The sequence below is a fragment of the Pseudomonas sp. 2957 genome, assembly GCF_031456345.1.
Taxonomy (GTDB): domain Bacteria; phylum Pseudomonadota; class Gammaproteobacteria; order Pseudomonadales; family Pseudomonadaceae; genus Aquipseudomonas; species Aquipseudomonas siliginis.
Map to the genome: position 1 here is coordinate 693,620 of NZ_JAVDUL010000004.1, position 21,584 is coordinate 715,203.

General features: G+C 61.5%; 19 protein-coding genes. 13 read left to right on the forward strand and 6 right to left on the reverse strand.

Annotation, left to right across the window (positions count from 1 at the left end; all coding sequences use genetic code 11):
* Positions 1-75 precede the first annotated feature (75 nt).
* The 8 genes from J2Y39_RS17825 (at position 76) to fdhA (ending at position 10,166) form a co-directional block, all read left to right on the forward strand.
* On the forward strand, positions 76-786 hold the full coding sequence (locus J2Y39_RS17825; RefSeq protein WP_252884938.1) for a TraX family protein: 711 nt from the start codon (positions 76-78) through the stop codon (positions 784-786).
* Positions 787-1,059: 273 nt separating this feature from the next.
* The gene (glyA, locus tag J2Y39_RS17830) at positions 1,060-2,313 is read left to right on the forward strand and encodes a serine hydroxymethyltransferase (protein WP_024014589.1); all 1,254 of its coding nucleotides are present in this window, start codon (positions 1,060-1,062) and stop codon (positions 2,311-2,313) included.
* Between the two features lie 21 nt (positions 2,314-2,334).
* Positions 2,335-3,585, forward strand: coding sequence for a sarcosine oxidase subunit beta (locus J2Y39_RS17835; protein ID WP_016772829.1), 1,251 nt, complete (start codon positions 2,335-2,337; stop codon positions 3,583-3,585).
* Between the two features lie 14 nt (positions 3,586-3,599).
* Positions 3,600-3,929 carry a sarcosine oxidase subunit delta gene (locus J2Y39_RS17840; protein ID WP_047596487.1) on the forward strand — a complete coding sequence of 110 codons (330 nt, stop codon included), beginning with the start codon at positions 3,600-3,602 and terminating at the stop codon, positions 3,927-3,929.
* A complete protein-coding gene (locus tag J2Y39_RS17845; protein ID WP_039757642.1) occupies positions 3,926-6,943 on the forward strand; it encodes a sarcosine oxidase subunit alpha in 3,018 nt (1,005 codons plus the stop codon). Before J2Y39_RS17840 ends, J2Y39_RS17845 begins: the two co-directional genes overlap by 4 nt.
* Before the next feature lie 142 nt (positions 6,944-7,085).
* The gene (locus tag J2Y39_RS17850; RefSeq protein WP_126367130.1) at positions 7,086-7,718 is read left to right on the forward strand and encodes a sarcosine oxidase subunit gamma; all 633 of its coding nucleotides are present in this window, start codon (positions 7,086-7,088) and stop codon (positions 7,716-7,718) included.
* Between the two features lie 216 nt (positions 7,719-7,934).
* A complete protein-coding gene (gene purU, locus J2Y39_RS17855) occupies positions 7,935-8,792 on the forward strand; it encodes a formyltetrahydrofolate deformylase (protein ID WP_039757644.1) in 858 nt (285 codons plus the stop codon).
* 174 nt (positions 8,793-8,966) lie between these two features.
* Entirely contained in the window at positions 8,967-10,166 is a 1,200-nt protein-coding gene (gene fdhA, locus J2Y39_RS17860; protein ID WP_016772834.1) for a formaldehyde dehydrogenase, glutathione-independent, read from the forward strand.
* Between the two features lie 62 nt (positions 10,167-10,228).
* On the opposite strand, the gene J2Y39_RS17865 is transcribed toward fdhA, so the two are convergent.
* A complete protein-coding gene (locus tag J2Y39_RS17865; protein ID WP_056786558.1) occupies positions 10,229-10,537 on the reverse strand; it encodes a hypothetical protein in 309 nt (102 codons plus the stop codon).
* Between the two features lie 281 nt (positions 10,538-10,818).
* On the opposite strand from J2Y39_RS17865, the gene J2Y39_RS17870 reads away from it, so the two are divergent.
* On the forward strand, positions 10,819-11,376 hold the full coding sequence (locus J2Y39_RS17870) for a DUF2780 domain-containing protein (protein WP_016772837.1): 558 nt from the start codon (positions 10,819-10,821) through the stop codon (positions 11,374-11,376).
* Position 11,377: 1 nt separating this feature from the next.
* Here J2Y39_RS17870 and J2Y39_RS17875 read toward each other — a convergent pair whose 3' ends face one another.
* Complete coding sequence (locus J2Y39_RS17875; protein WP_236167673.1) at positions 11,378-12,265, reverse strand: acyltransferase; 888 nt, start codon at positions 12,263-12,265, stop codon at positions 11,378-11,380.
* Positions 12,266-12,544: 279 nt separating this feature from the next.
* Between J2Y39_RS17875 and J2Y39_RS17880 the strand changes: the two genes are divergently transcribed.
* From J2Y39_RS17880 to creD, 4 genes are all read left to right on the forward strand, one after another.
* Positions 12,545-13,051, forward strand: a complete 507-nt coding sequence (locus J2Y39_RS17880) for an ATP-dependent zinc protease (RefSeq protein WP_016772839.1) — start codon at positions 12,545-12,547, stop codon at positions 13,049-13,051.
* 69 nt (positions 13,052-13,120) lie between these two features.
* Positions 13,121-13,801, forward strand: coding sequence for a two-component system response regulator CreB (gene creB, locus J2Y39_RS17885; protein WP_024014583.1), 681 nt, complete (start codon positions 13,121-13,123; stop codon positions 13,799-13,801).
* The gene (gene creC, locus J2Y39_RS17890) at positions 13,801-15,219 is read left to right on the forward strand and encodes a two-component system sensor histidine kinase CreC (RefSeq protein ID WP_310218967.1); all 1,419 of its coding nucleotides are present in this window, start codon (positions 13,801-13,803) and stop codon (positions 15,217-15,219) included. The genes creB and creC overlap by 1 nt, the downstream gene beginning before the upstream one ends.
* A 132-nt stretch (positions 15,220-15,351) precedes the next feature.
* A complete protein-coding gene (creD, locus tag J2Y39_RS17895) occupies positions 15,352-16,719 on the forward strand; it encodes a cell envelope integrity protein CreD (RefSeq protein WP_310218968.1) in 1,368 nt (455 codons plus the stop codon).
* 169 nt (positions 16,720-16,888) lie between these two features.
* Here the strand turns inward: creD and J2Y39_RS17900 are convergent, their stop codons facing one another.
* From J2Y39_RS17900 to J2Y39_RS17915, 4 genes are all read right to left on the reverse strand, one after another.
* Positions 16,889-17,518 (reverse strand): glutathione S-transferase, encoded by a 630-nt coding sequence (locus J2Y39_RS17900; protein WP_310218970.1) that lies wholly within the window; start codon positions 17,516-17,518, stop codon positions 16,889-16,891.
* Between the two features lie 162 nt (positions 17,519-17,680).
* Positions 17,681-17,860 carry a hypothetical protein gene (locus tag J2Y39_RS17905; RefSeq protein ID WP_095181386.1) on the reverse strand — a complete coding sequence of 60 codons (180 nt, stop codon included), beginning with the start codon at positions 17,858-17,860 and terminating at the stop codon, positions 17,681-17,683.
* Positions 17,857-18,987, reverse strand: a complete 1,131-nt coding sequence (locus J2Y39_RS17910) for a PepSY-associated TM helix domain-containing protein (RefSeq protein ID WP_310218973.1) — start codon at positions 18,985-18,987, stop codon at positions 17,857-17,859. Before J2Y39_RS17910 ends, J2Y39_RS17905 begins: the two co-directional genes overlap by 4 nt.
* Positions 18,988-19,061: 74 nt before the next feature.
* A complete protein-coding gene (locus tag J2Y39_RS17915; protein WP_310218975.1) occupies positions 19,062-21,500 on the reverse strand; it encodes a TonB-dependent siderophore receptor in 2,439 nt (812 codons plus the stop codon).
* Between the last annotated feature and the right edge of the window lie 84 nt (positions 21,501-21,584).

The following is a 21,584-nucleotide window of genomic DNA, read 5'->3' on the forward strand; positions in this document are numbered from 1 at the left end:
GCGCACTTTACCGAAGATCTTCCGGGGAGCACATGCAATGTCGGGTGGGGAAAATTACCAGTTTATGGGCCGATTATGCACCTGAGCCAACGCGACGGTGCCCTGGATCTGCTCAAGTGGCTGGCGCTGCTGAGCATGTTGCTCGATCACCTGCGATATGTCGGCTTCTCCGCCGATTGGCTGTATGTGCCAGGTCGCCTTGCATTTCCGTGGTTTTGCCTGGCGATGGCGGCGAATCTGGCCCGGGACGATTCGCGCAAGATGGAATGGCGCTATCTGGGCTGGCTGTTGTTGTTCAGCGCCATCAGCGAAATCCCTTATCGCTTTTATATCCCTGACCCTGACACGTTCAACGTGATGCCGACGCTGGCGCTGGGCCTGCTGGTGGCGCGTGGCTGGCAGGATTCAGCATCGGTGGCGCGATTGCTCGCACTGGCCGCGCTGGTGGTTGCGGCGGTTTTTTCAGAACGACTGATGTTCGGTTTCTTCGGCGTATTGTTGCCGTTGGCGCTGCTGCTGGTGTTCCGCCGACCCTGGTATTTCAGCCTGTTGCCGGGGCTGGTGTGTCTGGCGGCGAACCAATGGCAGGTGCTGCTCGAATCGGCGCGGTTCGGCAACAGCGTGGCGACTCTCGGGCTGGCGACATGTCTGTTTGCGCCGATGCTGGGAATGTTCTTGTTGCGACATGGGCGACATCTGCAGCCACCACCGATGCGGCGCTGGGCCTATGCGCTGTATCCCGCGCATTTCCTCCTGCTGCTCGCCATCCGCCAAATCATCGCCTGACCCCTGTGGGAGCGAGCCTGCTCGCGAAAGCGGTCTGCCAGCCAACTTCTATGTCGGATGTGCCGGCCTCTTCGCGAGCAGGCTCGCTCCCACAGGGGATCTGCGGCGTTTCGAAGAGGTCATTTCCAGCCATGTCGTAAACGCACCTTTGCGTGGCGCGCGCAGGCATTTGAGCTGTCTGTGCCGGTCATACCATCGCATCAAAGGGCACTGCCATCATTGCCAGTGCCTTACCGAGACGAATGGCGCACAGATGCCGCTGGGAGAGACGCGATGTTCAGCAAGCAAGACCAGATCCAGGGTTACGACGATGCACTGCTGGCGGCGATGAATGCCGAGGAGCAACGTCAGGAAGATCACATCGAGCTGATCGCGTCGGAGAACTACACCAGCAAACGCGTCATGCAGGCGCAAGGCAGCGGCCTGACCAACAAATACGCCGAAGGCTATCCGGGCAAGCGCTACTACGGTGGCTGCGAGCATGTGGACAAGGTCGAAGCGCTGGCCATCGAACGCGCCAAGCAACTGTTCGGCGCCGATTACGCCAACGTCCAGCCGCACTCCGGTTCTTCGGCCAACAGCGCCGTGTACCTGGCGCTGATCCAACCGGGTGACACCATCCTCGGCATGAGCCTGGCCCACGGCGGTCACCTGACCCACGGCGCGAAAGTGTCGTCCTCGGGCAAGCTCTACAACGCCGTGCAGTACGGCATCAACACCGACACCGGACTGATCGACTACGACGAAGTCGAGCGTCTGGCCGTCGAGTGCAAACCGAAAATGATCGTTGCCGGTTTCTCCGCTTACTCAAAGACTCTGGACTTCCCGCGCTTCCGTCAGATCGCCGACAAGGTCGGTGCGCTGCTGTTCGTCGACATGGCCCACGTCGCCGGTCTGGTTGCTGCCGGCCTGTACCCGAACCCGCTGCCGTACGCCGATGTGGTCACCACCACCACGCACAAGACCCTGCGCGGTCCGCGTGGCGGGCTGATCCTGGCCAAGTCCAACGAAGAGATCGAGAAGAAGCTCAACGCCGCCGTTTTCCCCGGCGCCCAGGGCGGTCCGCTGATGCACGTCATCGCCGGTAAAGCGGTGTGCTTCAAGGAAGCGCTGGAACCTGGCTTCAAGGCTTATCAGCAACAAGTGATCGACAACGCCCAGGCGATGGCCAGCGTGTTCATCAAGCGTGGCTACGATGTGGTCTCCGGCGGCACCGACAACCATCTGTTCCTGGTCAGCCTGATCCGTCAGGGCCTGACCGGCAAGGACGCCGACGCCGCGCTGGGCCGTGCCCACATCACGGTGAACAAGAACGCCGTGCCGAATGATCCGCAGTCGCCGTTCGTGACCTCGGGCCTGCGCATCGGCACCCCGGCGGTGACCACGCGCGGCTTCAAGGTCAGCCAGTGCGAAACCCTCGCCGGCTGGATCTGCGACATCCTCGACAACCTCGGCGACGCCGATGTCGAGGCCAATGTCGCCCAGCAGGTCTCGGCCCTGTGCGCAGACTTCCCGGTTTATCGCTGAGTCGGTTTTGGAGTAATGACTATGCAACGCTATTCCGGCTTCGGCCTGTTCAAACACTCGCTCAGCCACCACGAAAACTGGCAGCGCATGTGGCGCACGCCCACCCCGAAAAAAGTCTACGACGTGGTCATCGTCGGCGGCGGCGGGCACGGCCTGGCGACGGCCTACTATCTGGCCAAGGAGCACGGCATCACCAATGTCGCCGTGGTCGAGAAGGGTTGGCTGGGCGGCGGTAACACCGCACGCAACACCACCATCGTGCGCTCCAACTATCTGTGGGACGAGTCGGCGCACCTCTACGAACATGCGATGAAATTGTGGGAAGGCCTGTCGCAGGATCTCAACTACAACGTGATGTTCTCCCAGCGCGGCGTCTACAACCTGTGCCACACCCTGCAGGACATCCGTGATTCGGAGCGTCGGGTCAGCGCCAACCGCCTCAACGGCGTCGACGGCGAATTGCTCGACGCCAAGCAGGTTGCGGACGAAATTCCGTATCTGGACTGCTCGAAAAACACCCGCTACCCGATCATGGGCGCGACCGTGCAGCGTCGCGGCGGCGTCGCCCGACACGATGCCGTGGCCTGGGGCTTTGCCCGTGCCGCCGATGCCTTGGGCGTGGACCTGATCCAGCAGACCGAAGTGATCGGCTTCCGCAAGGAAAACGGCGTGTGCATCGGCGTCGAAACCAACAAGGGTTTTATCGGCGCCAAGCGCGTCGGCGTGGTGACGGCCGGTAACTCCGGGCACATGGCCAAGCTTGCCGGTTTCCGCCTGCCGATCGAATCCCACCCGCTGCAAGCGCTGGTGTCCGAGCCGATCAAACCGATTATCGACAGCGTGATCATGTCCAACGCCGTACACGGTTACATCAGCCAGTCCGACAAGGGCGACCTGGTGATTGGCGCCGGTATCGACGGTTACAACGGCTACGGCCAGCGCGGTTCGTACCCGGTGATCGAGCACACCATCCAGGCCATCGTCGAGATGTTCCCGGTGCTGTCGCGGGTGCGCATGAACCGCCAGTGGGGCGGTATCGTCGACACCACGCCGGACGCCTGCCCGATCATTTCCAAGACGCCGGTACCAAACATGTTCTTCAACTGCGGTTGGGGCACCGGCGGTTTCAAAGCCACACCTGGCTCGGGCAACGTGTTTGCCGCGAGTCTGGCCAAGGGTGAAATGCACCCATTGGCTGCACCTTTCTCCATCGACCGTTTCCACAACGGTGCGTTGATCGATGAACACGGCGCTGCTGCGGTTGCCCACTAACAGGAGAAATCCCCATGTTGCATATCTTCTGTCCTCACTGCGGCGAACTGCGCTCTGAAGAGGAATTCCACGCATCCGGCCAGGCGCACATCCCGCGTCCGCTGGATCCGAACGCCTGCACCGATGAAGAGTGGGGCGACTACATGTTCTTTCGCGATAACCCGCGCGGTCTGCACCACGAACTGTGGGACCACGTTGCCGGTTGCCGCCAGTACTTCAACGTCACTCGCGATACCGTGACCTACGAGATTCTCGAAACCTACAAGATCGGCACCAAGCCGCAATTCACCGACAAGGCTGATTCGGCGAAAACAGCCACGACGGCGCTGGGAGAGAAGGTATGAGCCAGACCAATCGCCTGTCCAACGGTGGACGGATCGACCGCAACAAAGTGCTGAGCTTCACCTTCAACGGCCAGACCTACAAAGGCTATGAAGGCGACTCGCTGGCTGCTGCACTGATTGCCAACGGCGTCGATATCATCGGCCGCAGCTTCAAGTATTCGCGCCCTCGCGGCATCTTCGCGGCTGGTTCCGAAGAGCCGAACGCGGTGCTGCAGATCGGTGCTACCGAAGCCACGCAGATTCCCAACGTGCGCGCCACGCAACAGGCGTTGTATCAGGGTCTGGTCGCCACCAGCACCAACGGCTGGCCGAGCGTCAACAACGACATGATGGGCATTCTCGGCAAGGTCGGCGGCAAGCTGATGCCGCCGGGTTTCTACTACAAAACCTTCATGTACCCGCAATCGTTCTGGATGACTTACGAGAAGTACATTCGCAAGGCTGCCGGCCTCGGCCGTTCGCCGACCGAGAACGATCCGGACACCTACGACTACATGAACCAGCACTGCGACGTGCTGATCGTCGGCGCTGGCCCGGCCGGTCTCGCCGCTGCCCTGGCCGCTGCGCGCAGTGGTGCCCGCGTGATTCTGGCCGATGAGCAGGAAGAGTTCGGTGGCAGCCTGCTTGATTCCCGCGAAAGCCTCGACGGCAAACCGGCGATGGAATGGGTCGCCAGTGTCATCGCTGAATTGAAGAACACCCCGGACGTGCTGTTGTTGCCGCGCGCCACGGTCAACGGTTACCACGACCACAACTTCCTGACCATTCACGAACGCCTCACCGATCACCTCGGTGACCGCGCGCCGATCGGACAGGTGCGGCAGCGCATCCACCGTGTCCGCGCCAAGCGCGTGGTGTTGGCGACCGGTGCCCACGAGCGTCCGCTGGTGTACGGCAACAACGACGTGCCGGGCAACATGCTAGCCGGCGCGGTGTCGACCTACGTGCGTCGTTATGGCGTAGCGCCGGGCAAAAAACTGGTGCTGTCGACCAACAACGATCACGCCTATCGCGTCGCTCTGGATTGGCTCGATGCCAGTCTGCAAGTGGTCGCCATCGCTGATGCCCGCAGCAATCCGCGCGGTGCATTGGTCGAAGAAGCGCGCGCCAAAGGCATTCGCATCCTCACCGGCAGCGCCGTCATCGAAGTGCGTGGCAGCAAGCGTGTGACCGCTGCCCGCGTCGCCGCGATTGACGTAAAGGCCCACGCCGTGACCAGTCCGGGCGAATGGCTCGACTGCGACCTGGTGGCCAGCTCCGGCGGTTACAGCCCCGTGGTTCACCTGGCTTCGCACCTCGGTGGCAAACCGGTCTGGCGCGAAGACATTCTCGGTTTCGTACCGGGCGAAGCACCGCAGAAGCGCGTGTGCGTCGGTGGCATCAATGGCGTCTACGCGCTCGGCGATTCGCTGGCCGACGGTTTTGAAGGTGGCGTGCGCGCTGCTGCCGAAGCCGGTTTCCAGACCGTCGAAGGCGTGTTGCCGAAAGCCCTGAGCCGTCTCGAAGAGCCGACCCTGGCGCTGTTCCAGGTGCCGCACGAGAAGAACTCGGCGCGTGCACCGAAGCAATTCGTCGACTTCCAGAACGACGTTACCGCCGGTGGTATCGAATTGGCGACCCGTGAAGGTTTCGAGTCGGTCGAGCACGTCAAACGCTACACCGCGCTGGGCTTCGGCACCGATCAGGGCAAGCTCGGCAACGTCAACGGTCTGGCCATTGCCGCCCGTTCGCTGAACGTGACCATCCCGCAGATGGGCACCACCATGTTCCGTCCGAACTACACGCCGGTGACCTTCGGCGCCGTGGCCGGTCGACACTGCGGGCACATCTTCGAACCGGTGCGCTACACCGCGCTGCATGCCTGGCATGTGAAGAACGGCGCCGAGTTTGAAGACGTCGGTCAGTGGAAGCGTCCCTGGTACTTCCCGAAAAACGGTGAAGACCTGCACGCGGCGGTCAAGCGCGAATGCAAAGCCGTGCGCGACAGCGTTGGCCTGCTCGATGCTTCGACCCTCGGCAAGATCGACATTCAAGGCCCGGATGCCCGCGAGTTTCTCAACCGCGTGTACACCAACGCCTGGACCAAGCTCGACGTGGGCAAGGCTCGCTACGGTCTGATGTGTAAGGAAGACGGCATGGTCTTCGACGACGGTGTGACCGCGTGTCTGGCCGACAACCATTTCGTCATGACCACCACCACCGGCGGCGCCGCGCGCGTACTGCAGTGGCTGGAGCTGTACCACCAGACTGAATGGCCGGAGCTGAAGGTGTACTTCACGTCGGTCACCGACCACTGGGCGACCATGACCCTCTCCGGGCCGAACAGCCGCAAGCTGCTCAGCGCCGTGACCGACATTGATCTGAGCAACGAAGCGTTCCCGTTCATGACCTGGAAAGAAGGTCTGGTCGGCGACGTGCCGGCACGGGTGTTTCGTATCTCGTTTACCGGTGAGCTGTCGTACGAAGTCAACGTGCAGGCCGATTATGCGATGGGCGTGCTGGAGAAAATCGTCGAGGCCGGCAAGCAGTACAACCTGACGCCGTACGGCACCGAAACCATGCACGTGCTGCGGGCCGAGAAGGGCTTCATCATCGTCGGCCAGGACACCGACGGCTCGATGACCCCGGACGACCTGAACATGGGCTGGTGTGTCGGTCGCACCAAACCGTTCTCGTGGATCGGCCAGCGTGGCATGAACCGCGAAGATTGCGTCAAGGATCAGCGCAAACAACTGGTGGGCCTCAAGCCGATCGATCCGACCAAATGGCTGCCGGAAGGTGCGCAGCTGGTGTTCAACACCAAACAGGCGATCCCGATGACCATGGTCGGCCACGTGACCTCCAGCTACGCGCACAACTCCCTCGGTTATTCGTTTGCCATGGGTGTGGTCAAGGGCGGTCTCAAGCGCATGGGCGAGCGGGTGTTCGCACCGCTGGCCGATGGCAGCGTGATCGAGGCGGAGATTGTTTCTTCGGTGTTCTTCGATCCGAAGGGTGAGCGGCAGAACATCTGACAACCTCGGGAGCGGTGGGCGGGCGGCTATTCGCGAGCAGGCTCGCTCCCACATTCGATCGCGTTCCCCTGTGGGAGCGAGCCTGCTCGCGAAGGCGGCGGCACAGCAACCACAGGAACCAACAGAATTCAGAAGGTGCTTTATGACCACAGCCAATGTTTACCAGCAACGCCCGACCACCGGCGCCCGTGCCGAGTCGTCGCTGCACCATGCCGACCTCGCCAGCCTGGTCGGCAAGGGCCGCAAGAACGCCGGCGTGATCGTGCGGGAAAAGAAACTCCTCGGCCACCTGACCATTCGTGGTGATGGTCACGATGCCGCGTTCGCTGCCGGTGTGCACAAGGCGCTTGGCATTGAATTGCCCGGTGCGCTGAGCGTAATCGTCAAAGGCGAAACCAGCCTGCAATGGATGGGCCCGGACGAGTGGCTGCTGATCGTGCCAAGCGGTGAGGAATTCGCCGCCGAGCAGAAACTGCGCGAAGCGCTGGGCGATCTGCACATTGCTATCGTGAACGTCAGCGGCGGCCAGCAGATTCTCGAATTAAGCGGCCCGAACGTGCGTCAGGTGCTGATGAAGTCGACCAGCTACGACGTGCACCCGAACAGCTTCCCGGTCGGCAAAGCGGTGGGCACGGTGTTCGCCAAGTCGCAGTTGATGATCCGTCATACGGCGGAAGACACCTGGGAATTGCTGATCCGTCGCAGCTTCTCGGATTACTGGTGGTTGTGGTTGCAGGATGCTTCGGCCGAGTACGGGCTGAGCGTTCAGGCCTGAAGATCAAAAGCCACCCCCTCACCCCAGCCCTCTCCCCCTGAGGGGGAGAGGGGGAAAGGGAGCAGATTTGTGTGTTTTTCGAGCCTGAGTTCGACGCGCTATTTCAGGTCGGCGTAGCTCGAAAGAACACCTCGGTCAGTCCCCTCTCCCTCTGGGAGAGGGCTAGGGTGAGGGAAAAACCTGACACCCCGCACAACGAACAGGAGTCACCGCACCATGAGCCGCGCCCCAGACACATGGATTCTGACCGCCGACTGCCCCAGCGTCCTCGGCACGGTGGACGCGGTCACGCGTTTTCTGTTCGAGCAGGGCTGTTATGTCACCGAGCACCATTCGTTCGATGACCGCCTCTCGGGGCGCTTTTTCATCCGCGTGGAATTTCGTCAGCCTGATGGTTTCGATGAACAATCCTTCCGCGCCGGGCTGGCCGAGCGCGGGCAGGCGTTCGGCATGCTCTTTGAGCTGACCGCGCCGAACTACCGGCCGAAAGTGGTGATCATGGTCTCCAAGGCCGATCACTGCCTCAACGACTTGCTCTATCGCCAGCGCATCGGCCAGTTGTCGATGGACGTGGCGGCGGTGGTGTCCAACCATCCGGATCTCAAGCCGTTGGCCGACTGGCACCAGATTCCCTACTACCATTTCCCTCTCGACCCCAACGACAAACCGGCGCAGGAGCGTCAGGTCTGGCAGGTGATCGAAGAAGCCGGCGCCGAACTGGTGATCCTCGCCCGCTACATGCAGGTGCTATCGCCGGAGCTGTGCCGCAAGCTCGACGGCAAGGCGATCAACATTCATCACTCGCTGTTGCCGGGCTTCAAGGGCGCCAAGCCTTATCACCAGGCTTACAACAAGGGCGTGAAACTGGTGGGCGCGACGGCGCATTACATCAACAACGACCTTGATGAAGGGCCGATCATTGCCCAGGGCGTCGAGGCGGTGGATCACAGCCATTACCCCGAGGATCTGATTGCCAAAGGGCGGGATATCGAAGGCCTGACCTTGGCGCGGGCGGTTGGGTATCACATCGAAAGACGAGTTTTTTTGAACGCCAACAGAACCGTCGTTCTCTAGATCGCTTTCGCGAGCAGGCTCGCTCCCACAGGGTATGCATTCCAATGTGGGAGCGAGCCTGCTCGCGAAGGGGCCGTAACAAACAACGCAAGACCAACAAGCAATACCCGAGCACTCAACGCGCTGCCCAACCGGGGCAACGCAGTTCCATAAAAACAACAGCGAGGTGAAAGCATGTCTGGCAATCGTGGTGTGGTGTATCTCGGCGCTGGCAAGGTCGAAGTACAGAAAATCGACTACCCGAAAATGCAGGACCCGCGCGGTCGCAAGATCGAGCATGGGGTCATTCTCAAAGTGGTTTCCACCAACATCTGCGGCTCCGACCAGCATATGGTGCGCGGCCGGACCACGGCGCAGACCGGTCTGGTGCTGGGTCACGAGATCACCGGCGAGGTGATCGAAAAGGGCTCCGACGTCGAAAACCTGAAGATCGGCGATTTGGTCTCCGTTCCGTTCAACGTGGCTTGCGGGCGCTGCCGTTCCTGCAAAGAGCAACACACCGGCGTCTGCCTGACCGTCAACCCGGCCCGTGCCGGCGGCGCATACGGTTACGTCGACATGGGCGACTGGACCGGTGGCCAGGCTGAATACGTGCTAGTGCCGTACGCCGACTTCAACCTGCTGAAACTGCCGGATCGCGACAAGGCCATGGAGAAAATCCGCGACCTGACCTGCCTCTCCGACATCCTCCCGACCGGCTATCACGGCGCGGTTACTGCCGGCGTCGGTCCGGGCAGCAGCGTTTACATCGCCGGCGCCGGTCCGGTCGGCCTGGCCGCTGCCGCTTCCGCACGTTTGCTCGGTGCGGCGGTGGTGATTGTCGGCGACGTCAACACCATCCGCCTGGCCCACGCCAAGGCCCAGGGCTTTGAGGTCGTCGACCTGTCCAAAGACACCCCGCTGCACGAACAGATCGCCGCGCTGCTGGGCGAGCCGGAAGTCGATTGCGCGGTGGACTGCGTTGGCTTTGAAGCACGCGGCCACGGCCACGACGGCGTCAAGGCCGAAGCCCCGGCCACGGTGCTCAACTCACTGATGGGCGTGGTGCGCGTTGCCGGCAAGATCGGTATCCCCGGCCTGTACGTCACCGAAGATCCGGGCGCCGTCGACGCTGCCGCGAAAATGGGCAGCCTGAGCATTCGCTTCGGCTTGGGCTGGGCGAAATCCCACAGCTTCCACACTGGGCAAACTCCAGTGATGAAGTACAACCGCCAACTGATGCAGGCGATCATGTGGGATCGCATCAACATCGCTGAAGTAGTCGGCGTGCAAGTGATCAGCCTCGATCAGGCGCCAGAAGGTTACGGCGAGTTCGATGCGGGCGTGCCGAAGAAGTTTGTGATTGATCCGCACAAGTTGTTCAGTGCGGCGTAAGTTCTACCCATGTAAGAAGGGCAGCCGATCGGGCTGCCCTTTTTTGTTCTGAACACGATCAGTTATTTAAAGGCGCATTTGCGGGCGTCACCATCCTTGGTTGCACACTCATCACCATTCCAATTGCTACCGGTGGCTTGAACCGGAGTGTCGTTTCTGTAGCCAGCCGAGACGCCAAGGTCTGCCTCACCTTCGTATCGGCAGATGACAACTGAATTAGCAGTGTCTTTATCTTTAAGTCGGGCAGAAGTGAAGGTTACATCTTCGGCGCCTTGCGCATGAGTCACTGATATCGTTGGGCAGGTTGCAGCATAGGCAGTACTCATCATGGTCAGACCAAGCAGGGCGCCAGTGACAATTTTCAACTTCATCTTTTCGTACTCCGTTACGTAATTGGAGTGGAGATATTCACTTGCATCGTTATGACTGCCAACTGTCAGATCTGACAGTTGGTTAGTTCCAATCGAAATAAATAGTCGGGTTTTCAGTGTGAAGTCGAATAGTGAAGTGGCTATTCAACGATTGAACAATTCATTTAGGTGAGTGCGTAGAGAAGGGGATGCGCCGCGAGGAACATGCCGCCCGATACCCGGTCAAATCGGCAGTTTCGTCGCCGTTGTCCGGCGGCTGCTTTTCCCAAGAGGATGTCTGAATGAAGATTTCACGCGGTTTTGCCTTGGCATCGCTCCTGACCCTGGCCGCCGGGCCGGTGTTTGCCGGTTTCAGTTTGAACGACGTGGCCGGTGCGGTAGCGGGGATGCAAGGTGGTGACAAGGCGGCCGCTGCAGCGCCGACTTCGGAGACCGCTGGTTTGTTGAGTGCTTTGAGTGCGCTGGACGTCACGCCGGAGCAGGCCGTTGGCGGTACCAGTGCGATGCTTGGGCTGGCGAAGAATCAGTTGAGCAGCACCGACTACTCGCAACTGGCCAAGGAAGTGCCGGGCATCGACAAACTGTCCGGTGGCAGCGGCAATCTGGCGGCGCTCGGGGCTTTGCTCGGTTCGTCCGGCAAGTCCGCAGGTCTTGAAAATGCGCTGGGCAATGTCAAAGACACTAACGACCTGAACAACGCGTTCAGCGCGCTGGGCATGGACAGCGGCATGATCGGCCAGTTTGCCCCGGTGTTGCTGCAATATCTCGGTCAGCAGGGCGTCGGTGGTTCGCTGTTGAGCAGCCTGGGCAGCATCTGGGGCACCGGCACCGGCACTTGAGTCAGCCGCGCTCGTTGCGCAGCTCGACGATGCGCTGATCCTTCTCGGTCCAGAGCTGGTTGACCCAGTTCTGGACGTGTTGGCGAAACGCCGGATCTTTCTCGTAATCGCCCTGCCACAGCGCCGGGTCGAGTTCGCGGGTCCTGATGTCGATGATCACTCGCGGCACGTTGCCGCTGATCAGGTCCCAGAAGCCCGGGATCTTTTCCTGCGGATACACCACCGTCACGTCGAGCATCGCGTCGAGCTGTTCACCCATCGCCGCCAGCACGAACGCCACGCCGCCGGCCTTGGGTTTGAGCAAGTGGTTGAACGGTGATTCCTGCTGGGTGCTTTTCGCCAGGGTGTAGCGCGTGCCTTCCAGATAATTCACCACCGTCACCGGCTGGCGCTTGAACAGCTCGCACGCCGCTTTGGTGATTTCCAGATCCTTGCCTGCCAGCTCGGGGTTCTTTGCCAGAAAGGCTTTGGTGTAGCGCTTCATGAACGGGTAATCCAGCGCCCACCACGCCAAGCCCAGGAACGGCACCCAGATCAGCTCTTTCTTCAGAAAGAACTTGAAGAACGGCGTGCGCCGGTTGAGGGTCTGGATCAGTGCCGGAATGTCGACCCACGATTGATGGTTGCTGACCACCAGATAGGACGTGTCGCGGCGCAGATCGTCGCCGCCGCGTATGTCCCATTGCGTGGGGATGCACAGCTGGAAGATCAGCTTGTCGATTTCGGCCCAGGTCTCGGCGATCCACATCACCGCCCCCGACGCGTAATCCCGCCAGCGCCCGGGTGCGACCAGCTTGAGCAGGGCAAACACCATCAACGGCCCGATCAGGATCAGGGTGTTGAGCAACAGCAGCAGGGTGACGAAACAGCCGGTGAGCAGGCGGCGCATAAGCAACTCTATGAAGTGGCAGGGGCGAGCCATGATAAGCAGCTTCACGCGACAGGCCAAATCGGTGCTGACGAATGTTTCACTTTTCGCCGGGTATGCTTCGCTCAAGATTGGATCTGAATGCACTGGCCTCTTCGCGAGCAGGCTCGCTCCCACAGGGCAATGCATTTCAATGTGGGAGCGAGCCTGCTCGCGAAGGGGGCCGAGAAGCGAACGAATAACTTGGTGCGTGTCTAAAATCCCAGTTTGCCGCCCTCAATTTCCAAGGAAGCCCCTTACGTGAAATCCCTCCTTGCTCTGTTTGCTCTCGTGGCGCTGCCGGTCATGGCCGCCGAGCCGACGCTGTACGGTCGCTACGAATACATCGCGCTGCCGGAAATCGGTGGCGAAGTGCTCAAGGCCAAGATGGACACCGGCGCGCTGACCGCCTCGCTGTCGGCCAAGGACATCGAGACCTTCACCCGTGATGGCGAAGACTGGGTGCGTTTCCGCCTCGCCACCAAGGACGCCAGCAACAAGGTTTTCGAGCACAAGGTCGCGCGGATCAGCAAGATCAAAAGCCGTTCCGACGAGGACGATGAAGAGCGCGACAGCAGCGATGTCGCCAAGCGCCCGGTGGTCGATCTGGAGCTGTGCCTGGGCAACGTCAAGCGCACCGTCGAGGTCAACCTGACCGACCGCAGCCACTTCAACTATCCGCTGCTGATCGGCGCCAAGGCCTTGCGCGAGTTCGGCGCGGCGGTCAACCCGGCACGGCGTTACACCGCCGACAAGCCTGACTGCTAAGTGGTCTGATTGACGTAACCCCGGGCTTGGGGCACCGTTCGCGCACTAACTGCCACGGGCTCGGACGCCATGCCGCACATCCTGATTGTCGAAGACGAAGCGGCGATTGCCGACACATTGATTTTTGCCTTGCAGGGCGAGGGGTTCAGCACCACGTGGCTGAACCTCGGCGCGGCGGCGCTGGAGCATCAGCGACAAACCCCGGCCGACCTGATCATTCTCGATATCGGTTTGCCGGACATCAGTGGCTTCGAAACCTGCAAGCAATTGCGGCGCTTCACGGAAGTGCCGGTGCTGTTTCTCAGCGCCCGCGACGCCGAGATCGACCGCGTGGTTGGCCTGGAGATCGGTGCCGACGATTACGTGGTCAAGCCGTTCAGCCCGCGTGAAGTGGCGGCGCGGGTCAAAGCCATCCTCAAGCGCATGGCGCCGCGTGCAACCCTGGAAGCAGGCTCAACGCTGTTTCGCATCGATGCTGAACGCGTGCAGATCAGCTATCGCGGCCAGCCGCTGAGCCTGACCCGCCATGAATTCCGCTTGTTGCAATGCCTGCTCGAACAACCTGAGCGAGTGTTCAGCCGCGAGCAATTGCTTGATGCGCTGGGCGTTGCCGCTGATGCCGGTTACGAGCGCAGCATCGACAGCCACATCAAAAGCCTGCGCGCCAAGTTGCGCCTGGTACGTGCCGAGGCCGAGCCGATCCAGACCCATCGCGGCCTCGGTTACAGCTACAGCCCGGGGCACAGCTGATGTCGCTGGGGCTGCGGATCTTTCTGGTGTACGTGCTGTTTGTCGGCCTGACCGGCTATTTCGTCCTCAACACGGTCATGGAAGAAATCCGCCCCGGCGTGCGTCAGTCCACCGAAGAGACGCTGGTGGACACCGCCAACCTGATGGCAGAAATCCTGCGCGACGATTTCAAGGCCGGCACCCTCAGCGAGAACCGCTGGCCGCAATTGCTCCGCGCCTATGGCGAGCGCCAACCGCAAGCGACCATCTGGGGCTTGCCGAAAAATCAGGTCAACCACCGCATCTACGTCACCGACGCCAAGGGCATCGTCGTGCTCGACTCCAGCGGCGTCGCGGTCGGCCAGGATTATTCGCGCTGGAACGACGTCTACCTGACCCTGCGTGGCGAGTACGGCGCGCGCTCCAGCCGCAGTGATCCTGACGATCCGAGCTCTTCAGTGATGCACGTCGGTGCGCCGATCCGCGACAACGGCAAGATCATCGGCGTGGTCACCGTGGCCAAGCCCAACAGTTCGTTGCAACCCTACGTCGATCGCACCGAGCGGCGCTTGCTGTTTTACGGCGCCGGACTGATCGGCCTCGGTCTGCTGTTCGGTGCACTGTTGTCGTGGTGGCTGAGCCGTGCGCTACATCGTTTGACCGGTTATGCCCAGGCGGTCAGCGAAGGCCGGCGCGTGGAAGTGCCGCATTATCGCGGCGGCGAACTGGAGCAACTGGCCACGGCGGTGGAGCAGATGCGCACGCAGCTCGAAGGCAAGGCCTACGTCGAGCGCTACGTGCACACCCTGACCCATGAATTGAAAAGTCCGCTGGCGGCGATTCGGGGCGCGGCGGAGTTGCTGCAAAGCGAGATGCCGGCCGTCCAGCGTTTGCGCTTTGTCAGCAACATCGACAGCGAAAGCGCGCGGATGCAGCAGTTGATCGAGCGCCTGCTCTACCTGGCGCAGGTCGAACAGCGCCAAGGGCTGGAAGAACGGGTGGCAGTGCCGCTGGCGCTGTTGGTCGCAGAACTGCTCAAGGCGCAGGCCGCGCGGATCGAGGGCAAACAACTGCGCGTCGAGCAAGCGATCGGCGAGGATCTGCTGTTGATTGGCGAGCCGTTTCTGCTGCGCCAGGCGTTGGGCAATCTGCTGGAAAACGCCTTGGATTTCACCCCGGCGCAGGGCCTGCTGCGCTTGCGTGCCGAGCGGGTTGGCGAGCAGATCGAGTTCCGCCTGTTCAACCAGACCACGCCGATTCCCGATTACGCCTTGCCGCGTCTGACCGAACGCTTCTACTCGTTGCCGCGCCCGGACAGCGGACGCAAGAGCACCGGGCTGGGGCTGAACTTCGTTGAGGAGGTGGTCAAGTTACATGGCGGGGTGATGCGCATTGGCAATGTCGAGGGCGGGGTTGAGGTGGTATTGCGCTTGCCGTGAGACCCAGTTGCTGCCTTCGCGAGCAGGCTCGCTCCCACAAGAGAATGCATTCTCCACACAATCTCCATATTCCCCCCACATTCCCACCACAGCGCATCCCCAGACTCTTCCCATCCAAACAGGGAGAGTCCCATGAACAAGAATCTGACCATCAAACTCGGCGCGATCGCCTTGTTGATCCTGCTGTTGCTGATCCCCTTGCTGATGATCGACGGCATCATCGATGAGCGTCAGCAACTGCGCGACGGTGTGCTCGAAGACATCGCGCGCAGTTCCAGTTACAGCCAGCAACTGACCGGGCCGGTGATGGTGGTGCCGTATCGCAAGGTGGTGCGCACCTGGAAAACCAACGAGAAAACCAACAAGCGCTACGAAGAAGTCAGCGAAGCGCGCGGGCGTCTGTACTTTCTGCCGGAGCGCTTCGAGCTCGACGGGCAAGTACAAACCGAACTGCGCAAACGCGGCATTTACGAGGCGCGACTGTTCCACGCCGATAACCGTATCGACGGGCATTTTTCCCTGCCGGCGCAGTTGGGCATCAAGGAGAATTTTGCCGATTACCAATTCGATGCGCCGTTCCTTGCCGTCGGTATCAGCGACATTCGCGGCATCGAAAACGCGCTGAAGCTCGAGCTCGGCGGCCAGCAACTGGACTTCGTGCCCGGCAGCGAAGTGGCGTGGATCGGCGAGGGCGTACACGTGACGCTACCGGCACTGGACGCCAGCAAAGCCACGCAGTTGACCTTCGGCTTCGACCTGCGTCTGCAGGGCACCGGCTCGCTGCGCGTGGTGCCGGTGGGCAAGACCAGCAGCGTCAGCCTCGCCGCCAACTGGCCGCACCCCAGCTTCGTCGGCAACTTCCTGCCGGCCAAGCGCGAGATCAACGATCAGGGTTTCAGCGCCGACTGGCAGACCTCGTTTTTCTCCACCAACCTGCAAGAGGCGATGGAGCGCTGCGTCGCTGGCGACTGTGATGCACTCAACGGGCGCAGCTTCGGCGTCAGCTTCATCGATCCGGTGGATCAGTACCTGAAGAGCGATCGGGCGATCAAATACGCGCTGGTGTTCATCGTCCTGACATTCGCCGGTTTCTTCCTCTTCGAAGTGCTCAAGAGCCTGGCGGTGCACCCGGTGCAATATGCCTTGGTCGGTGTCGCGCTAGCGTTCTTTTACCTGCTGCTGTTGTCACTGTCGGAACACATCGGTTTTGCGCTGGCGTATCTGTTGTCGGCCAGTGGCTGCGTGCTGTTGATCGGTTTCTATGTCAGCCACGTCCTGCGCAGCGCGCGGCACGGTTTGAGTTTTTCGGCGGGGCTGGCGGCGCTGTATGGCCTGCTGTACGGATTGCTAAGTGCCGAGGATTACGCGCTGCTGATGGGCTCGCTGATGCTGTTCGGTCTGCTCGGGGTGTTCATGGTGCTGACGCGCAAACTGGATTGGTACGGGATTGGTTTGAAACCGGCCAGGCCGCTGGAGTTTGATGTGGAGGCGATGCAATGAGCGGGTTGAGGGCTGAGCGCAGGGAAGTGGCGGTTCTGCTGACGCTGATTGTTGCAGCGCTGCCGCCAGAACCGAGGTGGTGCATTCGCTCCCACAAGGGATTGGGGAATGGAACCCATCCTGTGGGAGCGAGCCTGCTCGCGAAGAGGCCGGAACAGGCAGCGCAGCTTTAGGGCTTGGGCATCGTCGCCACCATGGACGGTCGCTGACTCACTTCAAAATACCAGTTGGCCAGTTGCGGATTGGCTGCACGCCAGTCCATGTCCGGGAAACGCAGATCCAGATAGCCCAGTGCGCAGGCCACGCTGATCGCCGCGACATCGAAATGGCTGGTCAGCTCGGCAATCGCTTCGTTCTCCAGCACGGCGAGGGCGCGGCGGATCTTGTCGCGCTGGGCGTCGAGCCATTCGTCCCAGTGTTTTTCCACCGGGCGCAGCACAGTTTCATAACGCACCATCACCGAGGCATCCATGATCCCGTCAGCCATCGACGCCAGGGTCAGGCGCCGCCAGCGCGCCGCACCTTCACGGGGGATCAGCGGATTGCCGACGTGCTGCTGGTCGAGGTACTCGAGGATGACGCGGCTGTCATGGATGACATTGCCGTCGGCCAGGCGCAGGGCGGGGATCTTGCTCAGCGGGTTGTCGGCGATCAGCGCCGAGTCCGGGCTGACCGGGCTGAGCACGCAGTCCTGCAGCGCGACACGATCCTGCTGACCGGTTTCGTGCAGCAGCACCATGACCTTGCGGACGAAGGGCGACAGGGTGTTGTGGTACAGGGTCATGCTGGGGGCGGACATGGCAAGGTCTCGATCAGGACAATGATCGGGCAGCATAGCCTGCTCGCGTCCGGCGCAGAACCCATGTGGGAGCGAGCCTGCTCGCGAAGGCGTCGTGACAGTCGACTTTGATGTTGAATGTCCGGGCGCTTTCGCGAGCAGGCTCGCTCCCACAAGGGATTCTCAACGTCGGGGCAGTAAACCTCTTATCGCCAGAAATGCCGGCACGCCAAGCCCGACCCAGCTCAACGCATCCCAGATTCCATCCCCCAGCAAGGCCGCAAACAGCCCCGCCGCACTGAGCAAGGCGATCACGATCGGTGTGCTGAAAACCTTCCAGAAACTCGACTGACGCGGCTTCATGCCGAGGCCTCCGCCGCTTCCAATACAGGCTTGGCCGCCTTGCGCCGCACCACCCACAAATACACACCACTGGCCAGCACGATGATCGTCAGCACATCCAGGGTCGCCCAGAGAATCTTCATCGGCATGCCGCCGTAGTCACCAAAGTGCAGCGGCTGCGACATGCCCATAGCGTCCATGTACCACGGCCGTTCGGCCACGGCGGTGACCTGCAAGGTCGTGGCGTCGATCAGCACCGGCGTCAGCAGGTGCGAGGTCAGGTGCGTGCCGCCCTTCATGAATACCGAGTAATGGTGCTCGCTGGAAAAGCGTGTGCCGGGGAAGGCGATGAAATCCGGTTTCATCCCCGGTGCGACTTCCTCGGCGATGTCGAGCAGCCGCGTGGCCGGCGCCAGTTGAGTCAGCGGCGGCGCATCGCGATACGGCGTGATCAGGGTGGTCAGCGCGTCGTTGCGCCAGGCGGCGATGAGCAGGTCGGCGCAGGCGCTGATCACCCCGGTCACGCCCACCACCAGGCACCAGGTCAAAGTGACGACGCCGATCAGGTTGTGCAGATCGAGCCAGCGCAGTCTTGTCGACTTGTCCTGGCGCACGGTGCCAAATTTCAAGCGGCGCATGAACGGCAGGTACAGCACCGTGCCGGAGACGATCGCCACGACAAACAGCAGCCCCATGAACGCCAGCAGCAGCTTGCCCGGCAGCCCGGCGAACATGTCGACGTGCAGACGCAGGATGAACAGCATCAAACCGCCATTTGCCGAAGGGGTTTCCAGCGCTTCGCCAGTACGCGCATCGAGCATGAAGGTGTGCGAAGAGTTCGGCTCGGTGTCGGCCGTCCTGGCCATGATCGCGAACGCCGCGTTCGGCTCTTCGTCGTCATAACCGAAGTACTGCATGACTTCGCCCGGGCGATGTTTCTGCGCGGCATCGACCAGTTGCTGCAGGTTGAGTTGCGGCGTGTCGGCCGGCATCTCGCGCAGCTCCGGGGCGTTGCCGAGCAAATGATCGATCTCGTGGCTGAAAATCAGCGGCAGACCGGTCAGCGCCAGCATCAGCAGAAATACGGTGCAGATCAGGCTGGTCCAGGTGTGAATGAACGACCAGCGGCGGATGGTTTTACTTTTCATTGCATGACCTTCAAAAACACCAAAGCCGTCCGGTACGGACGGCCTGGGAACAGGGCCTGTTTCAGCTCACTGGCTTACCACTTGTAAGTGGCGCTGGCGACGACACTGCGCTGGTCGCCGTAGTAGCAGTAGAAGCTGTCGCAGGTGGAAATGTAGTCCTTGTCGAACAGGTTGGTCGCGTTCACCGCCAGCGATGCACCCTTCAGACTGTTGTCCAGACGGCCCAGGTCATAATGCACGCTGGCGTCGAACACGGTATAGGCATCGGCCTTGCCCAGCCAGGTGTTGGCCTTGTCGCCGTAGGTGTTGCCGGTGTAGCGCACGCCGGCGCCAATGCCGAAACCGTCGAGCACGCCGGCGTGCCAGGTGTAGTCGGTCCACAGCGAGGCTTGTTGGTTGGGCATCAGTTGCAGACGATTGCCCTTGTCGACGCCTTTCTGCACTTCGGACTTGGCCAGGGTGTAGGCGGCGATGACTTTGAGGTTGTCGGTCACATCCGACACGGCCTCGAGTTCCAGGCCTTTGACCTTCACTTCGCCGGTCTGGCTGGTCACCGAAACGTTGTTGACGAAGGTGTTCACCGCGACGTTCTTCTGGGTCAGGTCATACACGGCGGCGGTCAGCAGGGTCTTGCTGCCCGGAGGCTGGTATTTGACGCCCAGTTCCCACTGCTTGCCTTCGGTTGGCTTGAGCGAGCCGGTCGAGGTGGCATCGGCGCCCGTGGTCGGCTGGAAGGATTCGGCGTAGGACAGGTACGGCACGAAGCCGTTGTCGAAGACGTAGCTGAGCGCCGCGTTGCCGCTGAATTTCTTGTCACGCTGGGTGTTGGTGGCGTCGCTCTGGTTGATGAATTGGGTGCTGGTGTGCACCCAGTCTTCACGGCCGCCGAGGGTCAGGCGCCACTGATCGAGGGCCATTTGGTCCTGCACGTAGAGGCCGGTCTGGTAGGTCTTCTGGTTGTAGTCGTAAAACGCGGTGGAGCGTGCTGGACGTACGATCGGCTGGCCGTAGATCGGGTTGATGACGTTGGTTTGCAGACCATCGCCAAAGATCGAGGTGTAGTTGGTGTTGCTGCGCTGGTGATCCAGACCCAGCAGCAAGGTGTGGCGAATCTCACCCGTGGCGAAGTCGGCCTGGAAGTTGTTGTCCACGGCGAACTGGCTGATGTCTTCGTCGGCGTTAGTTGTACTGCGACCGACATTGCCTTGATCGTCCACGGTAAATCCGGCAAACGATGGGTTGTAACTGTTGACGGTCACGGTCTGGAACGACAGGTCGGATTTGGTGTAGCGCAGATTCTGCTTGAACTGCCAGATATCGTTGAGGCGATGTTCGAAGGCATAACCCAGCGCGTAATAGGTGCGGTCGTAATAATCGTAGTCGGGATCGCCGAGATTCTTGTGATGGGAAATCTTGCCGAACGGCATGTCGATCTTGGTGCCCTGAATGGGATAGAACTGGCTGGTGACGCCGGTATCGTCGCGGGTGAACTGGCTCAGCAGGGCGAGCCTGGTGTCGTCGTCGATGTTCCAGGTCAGGCTCGGTGCGATGTTGTAGCGCTTGTTGTCGATGTGGTCGATTTGCGTATCGCTGTCGCGCACCACGCCGCTGAGGCCATAGAGAAACTGCCCGGCGTCATCGATCTTGCCGGTGCTGGCGAAGTTGATCTGGCGGTGGTTGTCGCTGCCGTATTGCAGCTGGATTTCGTTGCTGGCCTCGGCGCTCGGGCGGCGGCTGACCATGTCGAGCAAACCGCCCGGCGGGGTCTGGCCGTACACCGACGAAGCCGGGCCACGCAGCAGGGCGAGGCGGTCGAGGTTCCAGGTTTCCTGTTTCGGGTTGGCGTACACGCCTTTGGGCAGCGGCAGGCCATCGAGGAACTGGGTCGGCTCGAAACCACGCACGCGCAGCCAGTCGGCGCGGGTGTCGCTGCCGTAGCTGCTGGCGGTGATGCCCGGCATGTAGCGCACGGCGTCATCGAGGCTGTGCACGCTGCGGTCGTCCATTTGCTGGCGGGTCGCCACCGAGATCGAACGCGGTGCTTCGACCAGCGCAGTGTCGGTCTTGGTGCCGGCGGCGGTGCGGGTCGCAGTGTAGCCTTCGACCGGGCCCCAGGCGCTTTCGAAGTTTTCCACACCGATGACCGAAGTTTCCGGCAGGGCCAGCGTGCCTTCCGGCACGGCCACCAGGGTGTAGGTGCCAGCGCTGCTCTGTTCCAGTTGCAGACCGGTGCCGCGCAAGGCCGCGCGCAGGGCTCCGGCGGCGTCGTACTGGCCGTTGACCGGGGCCGAGGTCTTGCCGGCGGCCAGCGCAGGATTGAGCGACAGAGCGAGGCCGCCCTGGCTGGCGATCTGGTTCAGGGTGGTCGACAGCGGCGCCGCCGGCAGGTTGTAGGCGCGCACGCTGGACGCTTGCTCAGCGGCGAGCAACGGGCTGCTGATCAGCGGCGTGCCGAAAGCGATGGCAAAAGCCAGCAGACTGGGGCGCAACAAGGTGTCTGGCGAACGGGACATACGGCGGCTCCTGAATGGAAATATTTCTCAATTGCCTGTGTGCCGGACGAGATTGGAAAAGTGATAGGGCTGGGTGGAAATTCT